Source organism: Longimicrobium sp., assembly GCF_036399935.1.
Taxonomy (GTDB): Bacteria; Gemmatimonadota; Gemmatimonadetes; order Longimicrobiales; family Longimicrobiaceae; genus Longimicrobium.
The window spans coordinates 244,899-260,231 of sequence record NZ_DASWMD010000016.1 but is presented as its reverse complement, the minus strand read 5'-3'; the positions used below and the strand labels follow the sequence as shown (position 1 = coordinate 260,231).

The window sequence follows — 15,333 nt, the reverse complement described above, 5'->3', positions numbered from 1 at the left end:
GCACTCACGCACTCACGCACTCACGCACTCACGCACTGCCGTTCTACGCCGCATCCTCGCCTTCGAGCGAGAACACGTGCCCCATCCGCTCGCGCTTGGTGCGCAGGTAGCCGCTGTTGTGCGGGTTGGGCTCCACCGACAGCGGAACCTGCTCCGACACGGACAGGCCGTAGCCGTCCAGCCCCACGATCTTCTTGGGGTTGTTCGTCAGGATGCGCACGCACTGCAGCCCCAGGTCCAGCAGGATCTGCGCGCCGATGCCGTAGTCGCGCAGGTCCGCGCGGAAGCCCAGCGCCTCGTTGGCTTCCACCGTGTCCATCCCCTGGTCCTGCAGGTTGTAGGCGCGAAGCTTGTGCACCAGCCCGATGCCGCGCCCCTCCTGCCGCAGGTACACGATTACCCCGCGCCCCTCGGCGTCGATCTGCCGCATGGCCGCGTCCAGCTGCTCGCCGCAGTCGCAGCGCATGGAGTGGAAGACGTCGCCCGTCAGACACTCGGAGTGCATGCGCACCATCACGCGGTCCTGCCCCTGCACTTCGCCCTTGACCATGGCCACGTGCTCGTGCTGGTCGACGTCGTTGCGGTAGGCGATGATGCGCCAGTCGCCGGTGGGCGTGGGGATCATCGCCTCGGCCTCGCGGTGAACCAGGCGCTCGCGCTTCAGCCGGTAGGCCACGATCTGCGCGACGGTGATGAACTTCAGCCCGTGCCGCGCGGCGAACTCCTCCAGCTGCGGACGGCGCGCCATGGTGCCGTCTTCGTTCAGGATCTCGCAGATCACCCCGGCGGGCTCCAGGCCGGCCAGGCGCGCCAGGTCCACCGACGCTTCCGTCTGCCCCACACGCCGCAGCACGCCGCCGGCGCGGGCGCGCAGCGGAAAGACGTGGCCGGGGCGGCGCAGGTCGCCCGGCTTGGTCGCGGGGTCCAGGCACACCTGGATGGTCTTGGCGCGGTCCCAGGCGCTGATGCCCGTGGTGACGCCGAAACGATGGGCGGCATCGATGGACACCGTGAACGCCGTCTGCAGCGCCTCGGTGTTGTGCTCGCTCATGGGCTTCAGCTCCAGCTCGTCCGCGCGCTCGGCGGTGAGCGCCAGGCAGATCAGCCCACGGCCGTGCGTGGCCATGAAGTTGATGATCTCGGGCGTAACGGCCGAGGCCGCGCAAACGAGGTCACCCTCGTTCTCGCGGTCCTCGTCGTCGGCGACGATCACCATCTTGCCGTCGCGGATGTCGCGCAGCGCTGCTTCTATCGTATCGAACGGCATCTCTCCCTCGCCGTCTGCAAGATCAAAAATCAGGACTTCGGCTCTCGCGCGAAGTGGGCATACACGGCCCGCGCCACTCGGGCGACGGTGCGCTCCTCGTCCGCGTTGGTGCGCGTGGACATCTTCACCATGACCGCCAGCGCTACGTGCGACCCGTCGGGCAGGGTGATCAGGCCGACGTCGTTGGTCGTGCGGCCGATGGTGCCCGTCTTGTCGGCCACCGTGGTCCCCGCCGGCAGCAGCGCGCGGATGCGGCCGCGCCCGGTCGGCGAGCGCTCCATGGCGTCCAGCAGAACGCGCTGGCTGGTGGCCGAAAGTGCTTCGCGGCGATGCACCTGCACGAGCAGCGCCGCGAACGCCGCGGGGGTGGACGTGTCGCGCGGATCGTCCCAGAACCGTGCGCGCGCCGCTTCCTTCTCGGCCGCGGGAACGGCCGCGATGCGGCGGTTGAACTCGGCCAGGGTCCACTCGGCTGGCGGAGGAACGTCGTTCACGCCGTTGTACTGCCAGTGAACCTCGCCTTCGTAGCGGTCGATCCGCATGCCGTCGATACCGCGCGACCGGACGTGCGCCGTCACCGCCTGCGGGCCGCCCGCCAGCTTCATCAGGCGGTCAGCGGAGGTGTTGTCGCTGTACATCATCACCGACCGGATCATCGCGCCCACGGTCGCCTTGCCGCCCGACGCGCCGACCGAATCGGCGATCTGGCTGGGGGCGAGCCGGAAGTCGGATGGCATCACGTCGATCGAATCGTCCAGCGAGATGCGGCCGCTGTCCACCTGGGCCAGCACCGCGAGCACGATGGGGAGCTTGTACGTGCTCGCCATCGGGAACGCTTCCGCCGGCAGGTGCTCCACACGACGCCCGGTTTCCACGTGCACCGCGACGATTCCCACGCTGCCGCCGGACGATGCGACGATCGCGGCCAGGCTGTCGATGGTCTCCGCGGCGGGCGCGCTCGATGTCGGCACCGCGGTATCCGCCACGGCCTGCGTGCTCTCCGTCGCCGGGGCGTCCGCCCGGGGCGCGGGCGCGTCGCACGCCGCGGCCATGAGGACGAAGGCGAGCAGCCGCGCGCTCACTGGTACCCCCACGCGCGCAGAACGTGCTCGCGCGCCGCGCCGCCGGGCTCGCCGCCGCGCACGGGGGCGCCCAGGAGATTGCGGACGAACTTGCCGATCATGTCGCCCTCCACGTTCACCGCGTCCCCGACCTTCAAGTCGCCGATGGAGGTGTGATCCCCTGTGAACGGGATGATGGACACCTGGCAGACGCCGGGCTCCGGCAGGTCGTTCACCGTCAGGCTGATGCCATTGAGCGTGATGGACCCGTGCAGCACCGTCACGCCGACCACTTCCTCGGGGAGTGTGAAGTCGATCAGCACCAGCTCTTCGCGCGGCTCGATGCGCGTCACCCTGCCCACGCCGTCCACGTGCCCGGCGACCAGGTGCCCGCCCAGCCGCGCCCCGAACGCCAGCGCACGCTCCAGATTCACGCGCCGCCCCGGCCGAAAGCCGCCGAACGTGGTGCGCTCCAGCGTGGTGCCAATGGCCTGCACGGTAAAGCCGTCATCGCTGAACGAGGTGACCGTCAGGCAGGCGCCCTCGATGGCGACGCTGTCGCCCAGGCCCATACCGTCCAGCACGGTGCGGGCGTGCACGGTGAAGATCACGCCGTTGCCCTCGGGCTCTGCGGCGGCGATGGTACCGACTTCTTCTACGATGCCCGTGAACAAGGCGATCCGGTCTCGCTGGATGTGACGACGCCCGCGCCATCGTCGGCGCGGGCGCAAACTTACGCTCTTAGCACGGCGCTGGCGAGGGCTTCGGTGCCTCGTGAGCGGGTGAACCCGCCGCTCGAAAAGCGGTAAGCCCCGACACGGACCGCGGACGCGTCCCGTTCGGGGCTTCAACTGCACCCATCGAATACGCACGCCGGTCTGTCATCCAGAGGCGCGAGCGCACCGCACCAACCCGTACCCCCGACTTCGCGCGCCGTCGGATCTAGCCGAGGATGCTTTGATGCCGGGGCGCGGCAGCGGTCACCGTTACCGAGGCCTCGGCTGCCGTGGGGCCCTCACCCGTCCTCGCCTATGCTCGTCCACCCTCTCCCACAAACAGCGTGGGAGAGGGGGTACACACCTGTATGATGCGCATCCAAATCATTGGTACGCAACCGTCTGTCATCCAGAGGCGCGAGCGCACCGAACCGGCCCGTACCCCCGAATTCGCGCGCCGTCGGATCTACCCGAGGATGCCTTGATACTGGGGCGCGGCAGCGGTCACCGTTGCCGAGGCCTCGGCTCTGCTGGGGCGGATGAATCCGCGGCAACGACGGCCCGAAGTCCGCCTTCGCGGACTGCATCCGCCAGCCCCGTGCGTCCCGCTTGCCACGAGCACCCGGCTGGCTCCCTTCCCCCGCGCAGTTTGCGGGGGAAGGGTTGGGGATGGGGGGCGGCCGCGGATGCGCAGAACCCCGCCGAAACGGGCGTGAAGTTCTCCGTTCGGCGCACGGCCGTGCCGTCGCAACGGCGAGTTACCGCGCCAGTGTGACCATCGTGTCCGCGCCGAACACCTGCGTCTCGATCGCGCGCCAGCGCACCGCGTCCCCGAGCGGCGGGTTCGCGATCCCGCCGAACGGTGCCATCCCCTCCGGGCCGATCAGCAGGGGGGCGTAGAACAGGTACATGCGATCCACGATGTCCGCCGACAGCAGCGCGGACGCGAGGGTGGAACCGCCTTCCACGAACATCGAGCGCACGCCGGCATCGCGGAGCGCGCGCAGTTGCTCCGGAAGCGACTGCCCGATGACGATCTTTACGCCCGCCTGCTCGAACGCGCGGCGGCGGTCGGCAGGGGCATCGGGCGCGGCGACGACGCACGTGGGGACTTCGCCAGCGGTGCGGACGAGGGTGGAGTCCGGCGGCAGCCGCAACGTGCGGTCGAACACGACGCGCGCGGGCGGGATGCGCGGCGTCACTGGACCACGCACCGTCAGTTGCGGATCGTCCGCGAGCGCGGTGCCGATGCCGACCGCCACCGCGTCGTAGCCCGCGCGGAGGCGGTGGACCTCGGCGCGCGACTCTTCGCCGGTGATCCATACGGAGCGCCCGTCGCGGTCGGCGATGCGGGCGTCGAGCGACATCGCCAGCTTCAGCGCGACGAATGGGCGCTCGGCGCCGAGCGGCGAGTGGGCGTGGAAGAAGACGGCGTTCTGGTCGCGGACCGCCTGCTCCTCCACGCCCCCGACCGCCTCGATCCCCGCGGCCCGGAGCACGTCGGCGCCGCCGGCGGCCTTGGGGTTGGGATCGAACCCGCCGAAAACAACGCGCCGCACACCGGCCGCGATCAGCGCGTCGGTGCAGGGCGGTGTCTTTCCCCAGTGGCTGCAGGGCTCCAGCGAGACGTACGCCGTCGCGCCGCGCGCCTGCTCCCCTGCGGCGCGCAGGGCTTCGGGCTCGGCGTGGGGGCGGCCGTACTCCGTGTGCCATCCCTCGCCGACGACCTTCCCGTCGCGCACGATCACGCAGCCGACCATCGGGTTGGGGGCCACCCTGCCCCACCCGTTGGCCGCGAGCGCGATGGCCCGCCGCATCCACCCGCGATCCTGCTCGCTGACTTCGCTCACGGCCCCCAAAACGAAGCCGGGGCGGGCTCTTCACCCGCCCCGGCACGATGATCAGCCAGTCCACGAAGGTGGACTTCGTGTGGTCGTTGCTGCGACTTCAGTCGCCCGTCACGGTCTCGGGCGACGGCCCGGGACGCGGCTCGGGGTTTCGTGCCGCTGCCGCGCCCCGGGCTTGTTCGTGGCCTCGGCTAGATCCCACGGCCCTGCGACGCGTGTGCTGCGTGCCAGTGCGGTGCGCTCGGGCCTCTGGATGACAGCGCTCTGGTGTGCGGCTGGACTACGGTGCGCGTCCGACTTTCGCACTAACGCACTAACGCACTAACGCACTAACGCACTTCCCCCTACAGGGAAAGCCGGAATCCCAGGCTGCCGAAGAAGGTCCCTTCCTTGGCGTCGAAGTCGCTCTCGTCCGGGAAGCCCTCGATAGGATCGGTGCCCTGCATCCACCCCACCTCACCGACCAGGGACGCCACCAGCACAGTGAACGAGCCGTTGAGGAACGCGGACCAGCGATCGTTTTCCACGGCGACGTCCCCGAATCGGTAGACCCGCTCGACGGGAGCGTTGTTGACCAGCACCGGGCCGCGGACGGCAAAGTCGGCGTCGGTGTCGAACTTGTCGTAGCCCACGCCCGCCGTGAGCCCCAGCCCCAGCAGCCGCTTGCTGACGGCCGCCCGCGTGCTCCAGTTGTTCAGCCCGAACGAGATCTCGCCGAAGTCGCCCTCGCCCACCCCTCCGTCGCACAGCCGGCGGTTCGGGTTGGTGGGGTCCTGCGTTTCCGTACCCTCACAGACGTCGCCGAAGCTCACGTTCCCCAGCTTGCGGTACATCACCGAGACGGACACCCCCGGCGTTACGAACGACTCGCGCAACAGGCCCACGCGCGCCCCGGCGCCCCAGGAGAAGGCGTTATCGCCGAAGTCGTCGCCCACCAGCTCCAGCGGCAGCACGCTCACGCCGCCGAGCAGGTCGATCGAGCCGAGCCCGCCGATCATCGGTGCAACGCTGAACCCCTGCGTAAGTCCGATCGACAGGTTGGCACCCACCGCGGGTGCGGGAAGGCTGAACTGCTTGGCCTCGTCCTCCGCCTCCTGGCGGATGTCGGGCAGCCGTGCGGCCACCACGTTGATCCGCCCCGTGAGACTCACCCGGGGGATCAGCCCCAGCCGGACGCCGCCGGTGCTCGCGGTGCCCAGGGTCGGGTTGCCCCCCGCCATCAGGATGCCCAGTTGCGGCTGCGCCGCATCCAGCGCCTGCGCCACCAGCCCGCAGCGATCCCGCGCCTCGGCATTGTTCGGAAACTCGTGGCAGACCGTATGGACGTCGTTCTGCGCGGCCAGCGGGGCCGCGCTCACCACCAGCGCCGCGACGATCGCGGCGCGCATGTTGTTCACCCGCATCCCATCCTCCTCAGCTCAGGACCACCGTGCCCGCGCCGGGGACGATCTCCCCGGCGATCCATGCCTGCTCCCCCGCGGCGGACAGGTCGCGCACGACGGCATCCGCCTCGTCCGCGGCCACCACGGCCACCATCCCCACGCCCATGTTGAAGGCGCGGTACATCTCCATCTCCTCTACCCCGCCCTCCCGCTGCAGCACGCGGAACAGGTTGGGCACCTGCCACGACGCGCCATCGAACCGCGCGTCCAGCCCCTCCGGCAAGATGCGGGGCACGTTGTCCACCAGCCCCCCGCCCGTGATGTGCGCCAGGCCGCGGACCCGCCCCGCCTCGATCAGCGGATACAACGAGTGGAGGTACGACTTGTGGACACGCAGCAGCACGTCGGCCACGCTGGCGTCCTCGCCGGGGAAGGGGGAATCGGCCCCGAGCCCCAGCCGGTCGAAGACGATGCGTCGGGCCAGCGAGTAGCCATTGGTGTGCAGCCCGGTGGAGGCCAACGCCACGATGGCGTCGCCCGCGCGGATCGCCTTCCCATCCAGCACGCGGTCTTCTTCGACCATGCCCACGACGGTGCCGGCCAGGTCGTACTCGCCGGGCTGGTACATGTCGGGCATCTCGGCCGTTTCGCCGCCCAGCAGCGCGCATCCGTTGTTCCGGCAGCCGCGCGCCACACCCGACACCAACTCCTCCACCACGCCAGGCTCCAGCCGCCCCAGGCCCACGTAGTCCAGAAAGAAGAGCGGGCGGGCGCCCTGCACCAGGATGTCGTTGACGCAGTGGTTGACCAGGTCTTCGCCCACGGTGCCGTGGCGGCCGGTGGAAAAGGCCACCTTCAGCTTGGTGCCCACGCCGTCGGTGGAGGCGACGAGCACGGGCTGGCGCGCGCCGCGGGGCACGCGGTACAGCCCGCCGAACGAGCCCAGCTCCGACAGCGTGTCCGGCGTGGCCGTGGACCGCACCAGCGCCGCCACGCCCTGCATGGCCTGGTGGGCCGCGTCGATGTCGACGCCCGCGGCCGCGTACGACAGGCCGGGCTGCTCAGACACCGGCGCCCACGGGCAGCTCGAAGACGGTCATCTCGTGGAAGTGCTTCACCCGCTCCTCGATCTCTTCGGCGGTGAGGTCCTTGAAGCGCTCCACCGAGAACTTTTCCACCGCGTACGAGCCCAGCACCGAGCCGTAGACCACGGCGCGGCGCAGGTCGGCGTCTTCCAGGCGGCCCGACTGCGCCAGGTGCGCCATGAAGCCGCCCGCGAAGGCGTCGCCGGCGCCGGTGGGGTCGAACACGTCTTCCAGCGGGTAGCCGGGGGCGAAGAAGGTGCTGTGCGGGGTGAACAGGATGGCCCCGTGCTCGCCCTTCTTGATGATCAGGTAGCGCGGCCCGCGGTCCAGGATCCACCGGGCGGCCTTGGACAGGTTGTGCTGGCCGGAAAGCTGGCGCGCCTCGCTGTCGTTCACCATCAGCAGGTCTACGCGGCCCAGCAGCTCCACCAGCCGCTGGCGCTTGATCTCGATCCACAGGTTCATGGTGTCGCAGGCCACGAACCGCGGCTTGTGCACCTGGTCCAGCACGCCGATCTGAAGCTCCGGGTCGATGTTGCCCAGGAACACCCACTCGGCATCGCGGAACTGATCGGGGATCTTGGGCGTGAAGTCGGCGAACACGCCCAGGCGCGTCTCGAGCGTTTCGCGCGAGTTCAGGTCGTAGCTGTACACGCCCGACCAGCGGAAGCTTTCGCCCTTGGCGCGCTCCAGGCCGGCGAGGTCCACGTTGCGCTCGGCCAGGAAGTTGAGCGCGTCTACCGGGTAGTCGTCCCCGATGACGCCCACCAGCTGCACGGGGTGCAGCAGCGACGCGGCCGCCGAGAAGAAGGTTGCCGAGCCGCCCAAGGCGTCTTCGGCGCGGCCGAAGGGGGTTTCGACGGTGTCGAGCGCGACGCTGCCGACGACGAGAAGGGACATGGTCCTGGTGCGTAGAGGTGAGTGCGTATGTGTGAAGGGCCCTCGCGGGCCCGCGGTTTCGGTCGTTCCCCCTCCCCCGGCCCCTCCCCCGCAAACCGCGCGGGAGAGGGGGGAACTTCGTGCCGGGTGAGGCTGGGTTTGGTGCATGCCGCGCGGGGGCCCCTCCCCCGGCCCCTCCCCGCACAAACTACGTGCGGAGAGGGGGGAACTTCGTGCCGGTGGGGGCTGAATACGGCGCATGCCTTGGGAGCCCCCTCCCCCCGGCCCCCGTCCCCCGCTGCGCAGGGGAGGGGGAGACCTGAAGTGCGCTTCAGCTGGCTTCGCGCACCCGACTGGCTCCCTTCCCCCGCGCAGTTTGCGGGGGAAGGGTTGGGGATGGGGGGCACCGGCCCGCGCACCGAACTGGCCCTGACGCACCCCACCCCGAAGTGTACCCCCTCTCCCACGCTGTTTGTGGGAGAGGGTGGCACGCGTGTCAGCGCGGCCGGGTGAGGGCCCCACGGCAGCCGAGGCCCGGGCTTTCGTGACCGCTGCCGCGCCCTGGCTTGTACGTGTCCGCCGCTAGATCCTTCGGCCCGCGACGTTGGTACTACGGGCCAGTGTCGTTCGCCTGGGCCTCAGGATGACAGGCTGCGGTGCTTCGACCGACTGCGTCGCCTCGACCGGCTGCGCCGCGTCGGCCCCCTGCGGTGCTCCGGCCGGCTACGCCGCTTCCGCCGTCTCCGCCGGTTCGGCGCGGTCCATCCGCTCGGGCGCGCTGATGCCCAGCAGGGCCAGGCCGTTGCGCAGCACCACCTGCACCGCGCGCGCAAGCACCAGCCGCGCGCGCGACTGCTCGGGCGTCACCTCGGCGCCGATCACGCGGAGCGTGGCGTCGCGGTTGCCGGCGTGGTACCACGAGTTCACCGCGCCCGCCACCTCTTCCAGGTACGCGCAGATCGCGTGCGGCGTGTGCGCCTCGGCCGAAAGGTGCACCTCTTCCGGAAAGCGCAGCAGCAACTTCGCCAGCTCCGCCTCGGACTCGTGGGACAGCTGCGACAGGTCCGCCGACGTGGCATCCAGCGTGGCCGGGTCCACTTCCGCGCGGCGGAAGATGGACCACATCCGCGCGTGGGCGTACTGGACCTTGTAGACCGGGTTGCGGTCGGACTGCTCCAGCGCCAGGTCCAGGTCGAAGGTCAGCTGGGCCTCGGCGCGGCGCATCAAAAAGAAATAGCGCGCCACGTCCACGCCCACCTCGTCGTACAGCTCGCGCATGGTCACGTAGTCGCCCGCGCGCTTGCTGAACTTCACCTCCTGGCCGCCCCGCATCACCAGCACCATCTGGTGAAGCACGTACTCGGGATAGCCCGCCGGGAGCCCCAGCGCCTGCAATCCGGCGCGCACGCGGGCCGTCGTCCCGTGGTGGTCGGCGCCCTGCACGTTGATGGCGCGCTGGAAGCCGCGCTCCCACTTGCTGACGTGGTAGGCCACGTCCGGCAGGAAGTACGTGGGATGGCCGGTGCTCTTGACCATCACCCGGTCCTTGTCGTCGCCGTACTCCGTGGTCCGCAGCCAGAGCGCGCCGTCCTTTTCGTACACCAGCCCCGTCTCGCGCAGCCGCCGGATCGTGTCTTCCACCGCTCCGCCGCCGTACAGCGACGACTCCAGGAAGAAGGTGTCGAACTTCACCCGGAAGCCCTCGAGGTCGCGGTTCTGCTCCTCGCGCAGCACCTTTACGGCGTACCGCCGCATCTCGTCGAGCGCGTCGGCGGACTCGTCGCCCCGCCAGCGGTCGCCGTGCTCGGCCGAGAGAGACTGGGCAATCTCGCCGACGTATCCGCCGTGGTAGCCATCCTCGGGGAACGCCACGTTGCTGCCGACCGCCTGCTGGTAGCGCGCCCAGACGCTGCGGGCCAGCCGGGCGATCTGCTCGCCCGCGTCGTTGTAGTAGTACTCGCGTTCGACGGCCCACCCGTCCCACGCCAGCAGCTCGGCGACGGCGTCGCCCATCGCCGCCTGGCGCCCGTGGCCGATGTGCAGCGGACCGGTGGGATTGGCGGAAACGAACTCCACGTTCACCGGCTTCCCCTGCCCCGCGTTCGACCGGCCGTACGCGTCGCCTTCGCTGACGATGCGCACCAGCCCGTCGCGCAGGTAGTCGCTGGAAAGCCGGAAGTTGATGAACCCGGGCCCTGCCACCTCGGCCGAGCGGATGCCCGCGGCGGACGCGTCGATGCGGCCCACCAGCTCGTCGGCGATCTGGCGCGGCGCCTTGCGCAGCGGCTTGGCGAGCGCGAGCGCGACGTTGGTGGCCCAGTCGCCGTGCTCCGGGTTGCGCGGGCGCTCCAGGACGATGGCGCCCGGCTCGCTTACGCCCATCTCGCCCAGGGCGCGGGCGATTTCCCGCTGCAGCTTTTCTACCGGCATCTACTCGCTCTTGGGTGCCGGCTTGGGCTCGGCCTTGGGGGCCGCGGCCGCGGTATCGGCTGCCTTGGTCTCGGTGGACGGCTTGCTCTCGGCGGGCTTGGCGCCCCCGTCGCTCTCGGCGGCCTTCTTGTAGCCTTCGCCGCGCTGGTAGTCGGTGATGTAGAAGCCGCTCCCCTTGAAGACGAGGCCCGCGCCCGCGGAAATGCGACGCTGCGCCGGCTTGCCGCACGCCGGGCAGTCAGCGATGGGCTCGTCGGACATCTTCTGGAACTTCTCGAAGTCGTTGCCGCACTCGGGGCAGCGATACTCGTACGTCGGCATGGATGGAACGCCTGTATTTCGGTCGCTTGTTCCTTTTCGTCACAAACCCGCATAAGGTAATCCGCGGGGGCGGGTGCGGCAACGGAGACCCCCCTCCCCCGGCCCGGGTTGGCCCCACCCCCAGCCCCTCCCCGCACAAACTGCGTGCGGAGAGGGGAGAACTTCGTCTGAGGTTGCGTCGGAGTACCTTGCGCGCTTCGGCGGACCGGATGTCATCCCGATGGAGCGGCCCCGGCCAGCCTGCCCGTACACGACGGACCGCAGCGACTGAGGGATCCGCCACACAGCTCGGATGACGCTTCGTCCTCGCGGACACACCTTGGTTCTGGGCGTGGGTGCGCTTTGACCGGCTGCCGGTGCACGCCTCGGTAGCCCCCTCTCCACGGCCCTCTCCCCCGCTTCGCAGGGGAAAGGGAGAATTCGATCGCGCTCCGGCAGGTGCGGCGCGTGCTCTGTCATCCCGATGGAGCGGCGCCGGTGAGCCTGCCCGTACACCATGGATCGCAGCGACTGAGGGATCCGCCACACAGTCGGGGATCATCGCGGCGATTCCGGCTGCACGGATCTGGTCTTTGATTTTGGGCGCCTTCGCCGGAAGGGAAAGGCCAGGCTGCTTCCGCGGGTGTGGGGGCCATGCGCGCAGTGTGTGGCGGATCCCTCAGTCGCTGCCGTCTTTGGCGCGTGGGCGGGTGCCGGGTGGCCGCTTCTTCGGGATGACAACGCGCGTTTCCAAGGCGTTCGCGTAAGCCCCGGGTTCAGGGGCGTGCGCGGGTGCCCATCTGGAGGATGCGCTTGCGGAAGGCCTGGTATTCGGGGGTGTCGTCCTTGAGGCCCTGCCGGTCCACGTTCAGCGTGCGGATCATGGTGCGAGCGTTCTGCACCCGCTCCTGGCTGGTGGGGTGGCTGGCGAACCAGGTGTCGAGCAGACCGGGCTCGCGCGCCTGCTGCTTGAGAAGGTCCTCGAAGAAGGTGGCCACGCCTTCCGGATCGTATCCCGCCGCGGGCAGGGTCTGCACCGCCCGCATGTCGGCCTCGCGCTCCGCCTCGCGGCCGTACTTGGCAAAGAGCGCCGAGCCGCCCGCCTGAATGGCCACCTGCTCCACCACCCCCGGCTCGCGCCCCAGCAGCACGTAGACGAGCGTCACCAGCGTGCCCGCGCCGCGCTGCTTCTTCATCTGCTCGATGCCGTGCCGCTCCGTCACGTGCGCGATCTCGTGCCCGAGCACGCCGGCGAACTCGGAGTGCTGGTCGGCCGTCTCGATCAGCCCGCGGTTGACGAAGATGTGGCCGCCGGGAATGGCGAAGGCGTTCACCTCGGGCGAGTCCACCAGGTAGAAGGTGTACTCGCGCCCGGTGGAGTGGGCGCGCGCGACGAGCTCGTCGCCCATCCGGTTGAGGGTGGCGACGGCCGCGGGATCGGTGATCAGCGGCACCTCGGCCTTGACCTGGGCCGCGTACTCGGCGCCGAGTTCCGCCTCCTCGTCCAGGCCCACGTCTCCGCCGCAGGCCCCCACCGCCAGGAGCAGGGCGGCGCCGATAAGCCGGCCGGTCCGCGCGAGCATGCGAGATGGTGCCCGAGTCACTATCGTCCCCCCGTGTGCGATCATGTTCGCCGGCAACGCGTCGGCCGCCCCACTTCATGATGCGCGCCATCACGGATGCTGCGCGTGCCATTCCCGCCCGCTGGCCAAGAACTGCCGCAGCCGGTCGCGGTCGCCACTGGCGACGGCCTGGCGGAGGCCGCGCATCTCCACTTCGAGGGCGTCGAGCGCGGGAAGAACCTCGTCGGCGTTGTCTGCCAGGATGTCGGCCCACACCTCGGGCGAGCTGCCGGCCAGGCGCGTGACGTCGCGGCCGCCGGGTCCGAGGTCGGATCGCGCGATGCCCGCAGCGGCCAGCGCGCGTGACAGCGCGGTCGAGGCGGCCTGGGGGAGGTGGCTCGTCCAGGCGAGGCGCCGGTCGTGCTCGGCCGCGTCCATCACCTCCGGCACCGCACCGACCATCGTCCACAGCTCCCGCGCGAGTTCCACGGCATCGGCATCGGTGGATCGGCAGGGCGACAGGTACACGGGCGCGCCCACGAACAGGCCGGTGCGAGACGCATCCCATCCGCTTCGGTGATCGCCGGCCAAGGGATGCGATCCCACGAAACGATCGCCGATCCCCAACTGCTCGGCCGCGTCCACGATCGACCGCTTGGTGCTTCCCACGTCGGTGATCAGCCGCACGCCCTCCATCCTGCCCGCCAGTTCCCCCGGCAGCTCGCGCGCGGCAACGACGGGAGCTGCGAGCACGACCACGTCCACCGGCTCGTTCCACGTCAGCGGCCGGGCAATCCCCTGCTCCGCCGCCGCCCGCACCGCCGCCTCGTCACGGTCCCCCGCGAACACGTGGACGCCCTTCGCCGCCAGGTCGCGGGCCAGCGAGCCGCCGATCAGGCCCAGGCCGATGACGGCGGCGGACTCGATCATTCCTGCTCCAGCTGCACGCGGCGGCTGAGGCCCACCAGGTGCCAGAAGATGTAGCGCACGTCGTCTTCCGCCAGGCCGGCCTCGCGCGCCAGGGCGCCCGCGCGGCGGACGATGGTGGCTTCGCGGGGCGGATCCAACGTGGGCATCCCCAGCGCGCGCTTCAGCGGGCCCACCCGGCGCGCCAGCTCCACCCGCTGCGCGATCAGCCCCACGATGGCGCGGTCCACCTCCACGATCTCGTCGCGAAGGCGCTCCAGCTCGGCCTCGGTAGACCAGTCGGCTTCCGTGGACGCGCTCATGCCGCCTCCACGCGCAGGCCCGTGCGCGGGCCGGCCACGGTGCGTCCGGCGGCCTCGGCGAAGGGCCGGATCTGCCGCATCAGCTTCTCGAAGTTCTGCAGCGTCAGCGACTGGTCGCCGTCGGACAGGGCCGTCTCGGGCGTCGGGTGCACCTCCACGACCAGTCCGTCTGCCCCCGCGGCGATGGCGGCAAAGGAGAGCGGCGCCACCAGGTCCACCCGGCCGCCGGCGTGGCTGGGGTCCACCATCACCGGCAGGTGCGTCTCGGCCTTGAGCACGGGGATGGCCGCGATGTCGAGCGTGTTGCGCGTGGCCGTCTCGTAGGTGCGGATGCCGCGCTCGCACAGGATGACGTCGCGGTTGCCCTGCGCCATCACGTACTCGGCCGCCATCAGGAACTCCTTGATGGTGGCGCTCATCCCGCGCTTGAGCAGCACCGGGCGCTGCACCCGCCCCACCTCGGAAAGCAGCGAGAAGTTCTGCATGTTGCGCGCGCCGATCTGCAGCACGTCCGCGTATTCCGCCACCATCTCCACCTGCCGCGTGTCCATCACCTCGGTGACGATGGGCAGCCCCGTCTCGGCGCGCACCTCGGCCAGCATCTTCAGGCCCGCCTCGCCCAGCCCCTGGAAGGCGTACGGCGACGAGCGCGGCTTGAAGGCACCTCCGCGCAGCATCCCCGCTCCCGAAGCCGCCACGGATCGCGCCGTCTCGCGCAGCATGTCGCGCCCTTCCACCGAGCACGGCCCGGCGATGATGGCCAGCGCGCGCCCGCCCACCTCGGCCGAATCGCCCACGCGCACGATGGAGGGCCCGTTGGAGAACTCGTGCGAGGCCAGCTTGTACGGCTTGAGCACGGGGTGCACCGATTCCACGCCGGCGATGCTGAGCAGCGCGGCCTCGTGAAGCAGCGTCTCGTCGCCGATGCAGCCGATGATGGTGCGGTGCTCGCCGCGCGACAGGTGCGTGCGCATGCCGAGCGTTTCGATGCGCTCCCGGATGTTGTCCAGCTCGGCGTCGGTGACGTTCGGACGGGTGACGATGATCATCGGTCGTTCTCCTGCGGTGTGTGGCGGGGGCGGGCAAGCAGAAGGCTCCCAGCGATTCCGGGAGCCTTGGGACCCTGTGGCGAGCGGATGCTACACGCGCGAGGCCGGCCCCGGACTCCCGTTGGCAAACCCGTAATAGTGGCAGCGGTGGCGGCAGATGCACGGGTAGATGCGCGTGAGATCAACGGTAACCACGCCGGAGCGGGCGCACAAGTGCAGAAACTTGTCGCATTCCGGTCGCAATTCGCCCCGGTTGATATGATGTCCAGCTCGGCGTCGGTGACGCTCGGACGCGTGACGATGATCATCGGTCGTTCTCCTGCCGCACGGTGGCGGAAATGCAAGCAAACAAAAAGGCCCCCGGGGATTCCGGGAGCCTTCGGATGCCTGTGGCGAGCGGATGCTACACGCGCGCGGCCGGCCCCGGACTCCCGTTGGGGAACCCGTAGTAGCGGTAGCCGCGGTACCAGGTGCGCGCGCAGATGCTCATGGGGTGAAGGCTAATCGTCATCGGGCGGGAGCACAA

General features: G+C 70.2%; 13 protein-coding genes. All 13 read right to left on the bottom strand.

The window, feature by feature from the left end; all coding sequences use genetic code 11:
* Positions 1 to 43: 43 nt before the first annotated feature.
* The 13 genes from VGB24_RS05740 to aroF all read right to left on the bottom strand — a co-directional run bounded on the left by VGB24_RS05740 (position 44) and on the right by aroF (position 14,807).
* Positions 44 to 1,267 (bottom strand): bifunctional 3,4-dihydroxy-2-butanone-4-phosphate synthase/GTP cyclohydrolase II, encoded by a 1,224-nt coding sequence (locus tag VGB24_RS05740; protein WP_331072007.1) that lies wholly within the window; start codon positions 1,265 to 1,267, stop codon positions 44 to 46.
* 29 nt (positions 1,268 to 1,296) lie between these two features.
* Complete coding sequence (gene bla, locus VGB24_RS05735; protein WP_331072006.1) at positions 1,297 to 2,349, bottom strand: class A beta-lactamase; 1,053 nt, start codon at positions 2,347 to 2,349, stop codon at positions 1,297 to 1,299.
* Positions 2,346 to 3,002, bottom strand: coding sequence for a riboflavin synthase (locus tag VGB24_RS05730; protein ID WP_331072005.1), 657 nt, complete (start codon positions 3,000 to 3,002; stop codon positions 2,346 to 2,348). The genes bla and VGB24_RS05730 overlap by 4 nt, the downstream gene beginning before the upstream one ends.
* 800 nt (positions 3,003 to 3,802) lie before the next feature.
* Positions 3,803 to 4,894, bottom strand: a complete 1,092-nt coding sequence (gene ribD / locus VGB24_RS05725) for a bifunctional diaminohydroxyphosphoribosylaminopyrimidine deaminase/5-amino-6-(5-phosphoribosylamino)uracil reductase RibD (RefSeq protein WP_331072004.1) — start codon at positions 4,892 to 4,894, stop codon at positions 3,803 to 3,805.
* Between the two features lie 341 nt (positions 4,895 to 5,235).
* Positions 5,236 to 6,294 carry a hypothetical protein gene (locus VGB24_RS05720; protein ID WP_331072003.1) on the bottom strand — a complete coding sequence of 353 codons (1,059 nt, stop codon included), beginning with the start codon at positions 6,292 to 6,294 and terminating at the stop codon, positions 5,236 to 5,238.
* 10 nt (positions 6,295 to 6,304) lie between these two features.
* Positions 6,305 to 7,342, bottom strand: coding sequence for a phosphoribosylformylglycinamidine cyclo-ligase (gene purM, locus VGB24_RS05715; protein WP_331072002.1), 1,038 nt, complete (start codon positions 7,340 to 7,342; stop codon positions 6,305 to 6,307).
* Positions 7,335 to 8,258 (bottom strand): PfkB family carbohydrate kinase, encoded by a 924-nt coding sequence (locus VGB24_RS05710; protein WP_331072001.1) that lies wholly within the window; start codon positions 8,256 to 8,258, stop codon positions 7,335 to 7,337. The genes purM and VGB24_RS05710 overlap by 8 nt, the downstream gene beginning before the upstream one ends.
* Before the next feature lie 702 nt (positions 8,259 to 8,960).
* A complete protein-coding gene (argS, locus tag VGB24_RS05705; RefSeq protein WP_331072000.1) occupies positions 8,961 to 10,667 on the bottom strand; it encodes an arginine--tRNA ligase in 1,707 nt (568 codons plus the stop codon).
* Positions 10,668 to 10,988 carry an FmdB family zinc ribbon protein gene (locus tag VGB24_RS05700; protein ID WP_331071999.1) on the bottom strand — a complete coding sequence of 107 codons (321 nt, stop codon included), beginning with the start codon at positions 10,986 to 10,988 and terminating at the stop codon, positions 10,668 to 10,670. It lies immediately after the preceding gene.
* A gap of 755 nt (positions 10,989 to 11,743) precedes the next feature.
* Positions 11,744 to 12,550: a M48 family metallopeptidase gene (locus VGB24_RS05695; RefSeq protein ID WP_331071998.1), complete on the bottom strand. Its 807-nt coding sequence runs from the start codon at positions 12,548 to 12,550 to the stop codon at positions 11,744 to 11,746.
* 90 nt (positions 12,551 to 12,640) lie between these two features.
* Entirely contained in the window at positions 12,641 to 13,459 is an 819-nt protein-coding gene (locus tag VGB24_RS05690) for a prephenate dehydrogenase (RefSeq protein WP_331071997.1), read from the bottom strand.
* Positions 13,456 to 13,758, bottom strand: a complete 303-nt coding sequence (locus VGB24_RS05685; RefSeq protein WP_331071996.1) for a chorismate mutase — start codon at positions 13,756 to 13,758, stop codon at positions 13,456 to 13,458. The genes VGB24_RS05690 and VGB24_RS05685 overlap by 4 nt, the downstream gene beginning before the upstream one ends.
* Entirely contained in the window at positions 13,755 to 14,807 is a 1,053-nt protein-coding gene (aroF, locus tag VGB24_RS05680; protein ID WP_331071995.1) for a 3-deoxy-7-phosphoheptulonate synthase, read from the bottom strand. The genes VGB24_RS05685 and aroF overlap by 4 nt, the downstream gene beginning before the upstream one ends.
* Between the last annotated feature and the right edge of the window lie 526 nt (positions 14,808 to 15,333).

Excerpts from the sequence above, each read along its gene's own strand:
- VGB24_RS05685 (WP_331071996.1), bottom strand. The coding sequence starts at position 13,758 with ATGAGCGCGTCCACGGAAGCCGACTGGTCTACCGAGGCCGAGCTGGAG.
- VGB24_RS05700 (WP_331071999.1), bottom strand. The coding sequence starts at position 10,988 with ATGCCGACGTACGAGTATCGCTGCCCCGAGTGCGGCAACGACTTCGAG.
- VGB24_RS05710 (WP_331072001.1), bottom strand. The coding sequence starts at position 8,258 with ATGTCCCTTCTCGTCGTCGGCAGCGTCGCGCTCGACACCGTCGAAACC.
- VGB24_RS05695 (WP_331071998.1), bottom strand. The coding sequence starts at position 12,550 with ATGCTCGCGCGGACCGGCCGGCTTATCGGCGCCGCCCTGCTCCTGGCG.
- aroF (WP_331071995.1), bottom strand. The coding sequence starts at position 14,807 with ATGATCATCGTCACCCGTCCGAACGTCACCGACGCCGAGCTGGACAAC.
- VGB24_RS05720 (WP_331072003.1), bottom strand. The coding sequence starts at position 6,294 with ATGCGGGTGAACAACATGCGCGCCGCGATCGTCGCGGCGCTGGTGGTG.
- VGB24_RS05740 (WP_331072007.1), bottom strand. The coding sequence starts at position 1,267 with ATGCCGTTCGATACGATAGAAGCAGCGCTGCGCGACATCCGCGACGGC.
- argS (WP_331072000.1), bottom strand. The coding sequence starts at position 10,667 with ATGCCGGTAGAAAAGCTGCAGCGGGAAATCGCCCGCGCCCTGGGCGAG.
- VGB24_RS05690 (WP_331071997.1), bottom strand. The coding sequence starts at position 13,459 with ATGATCGAGTCCGCCGCCGTCATCGGCCTGGGCCTGATCGGCGGCTCG.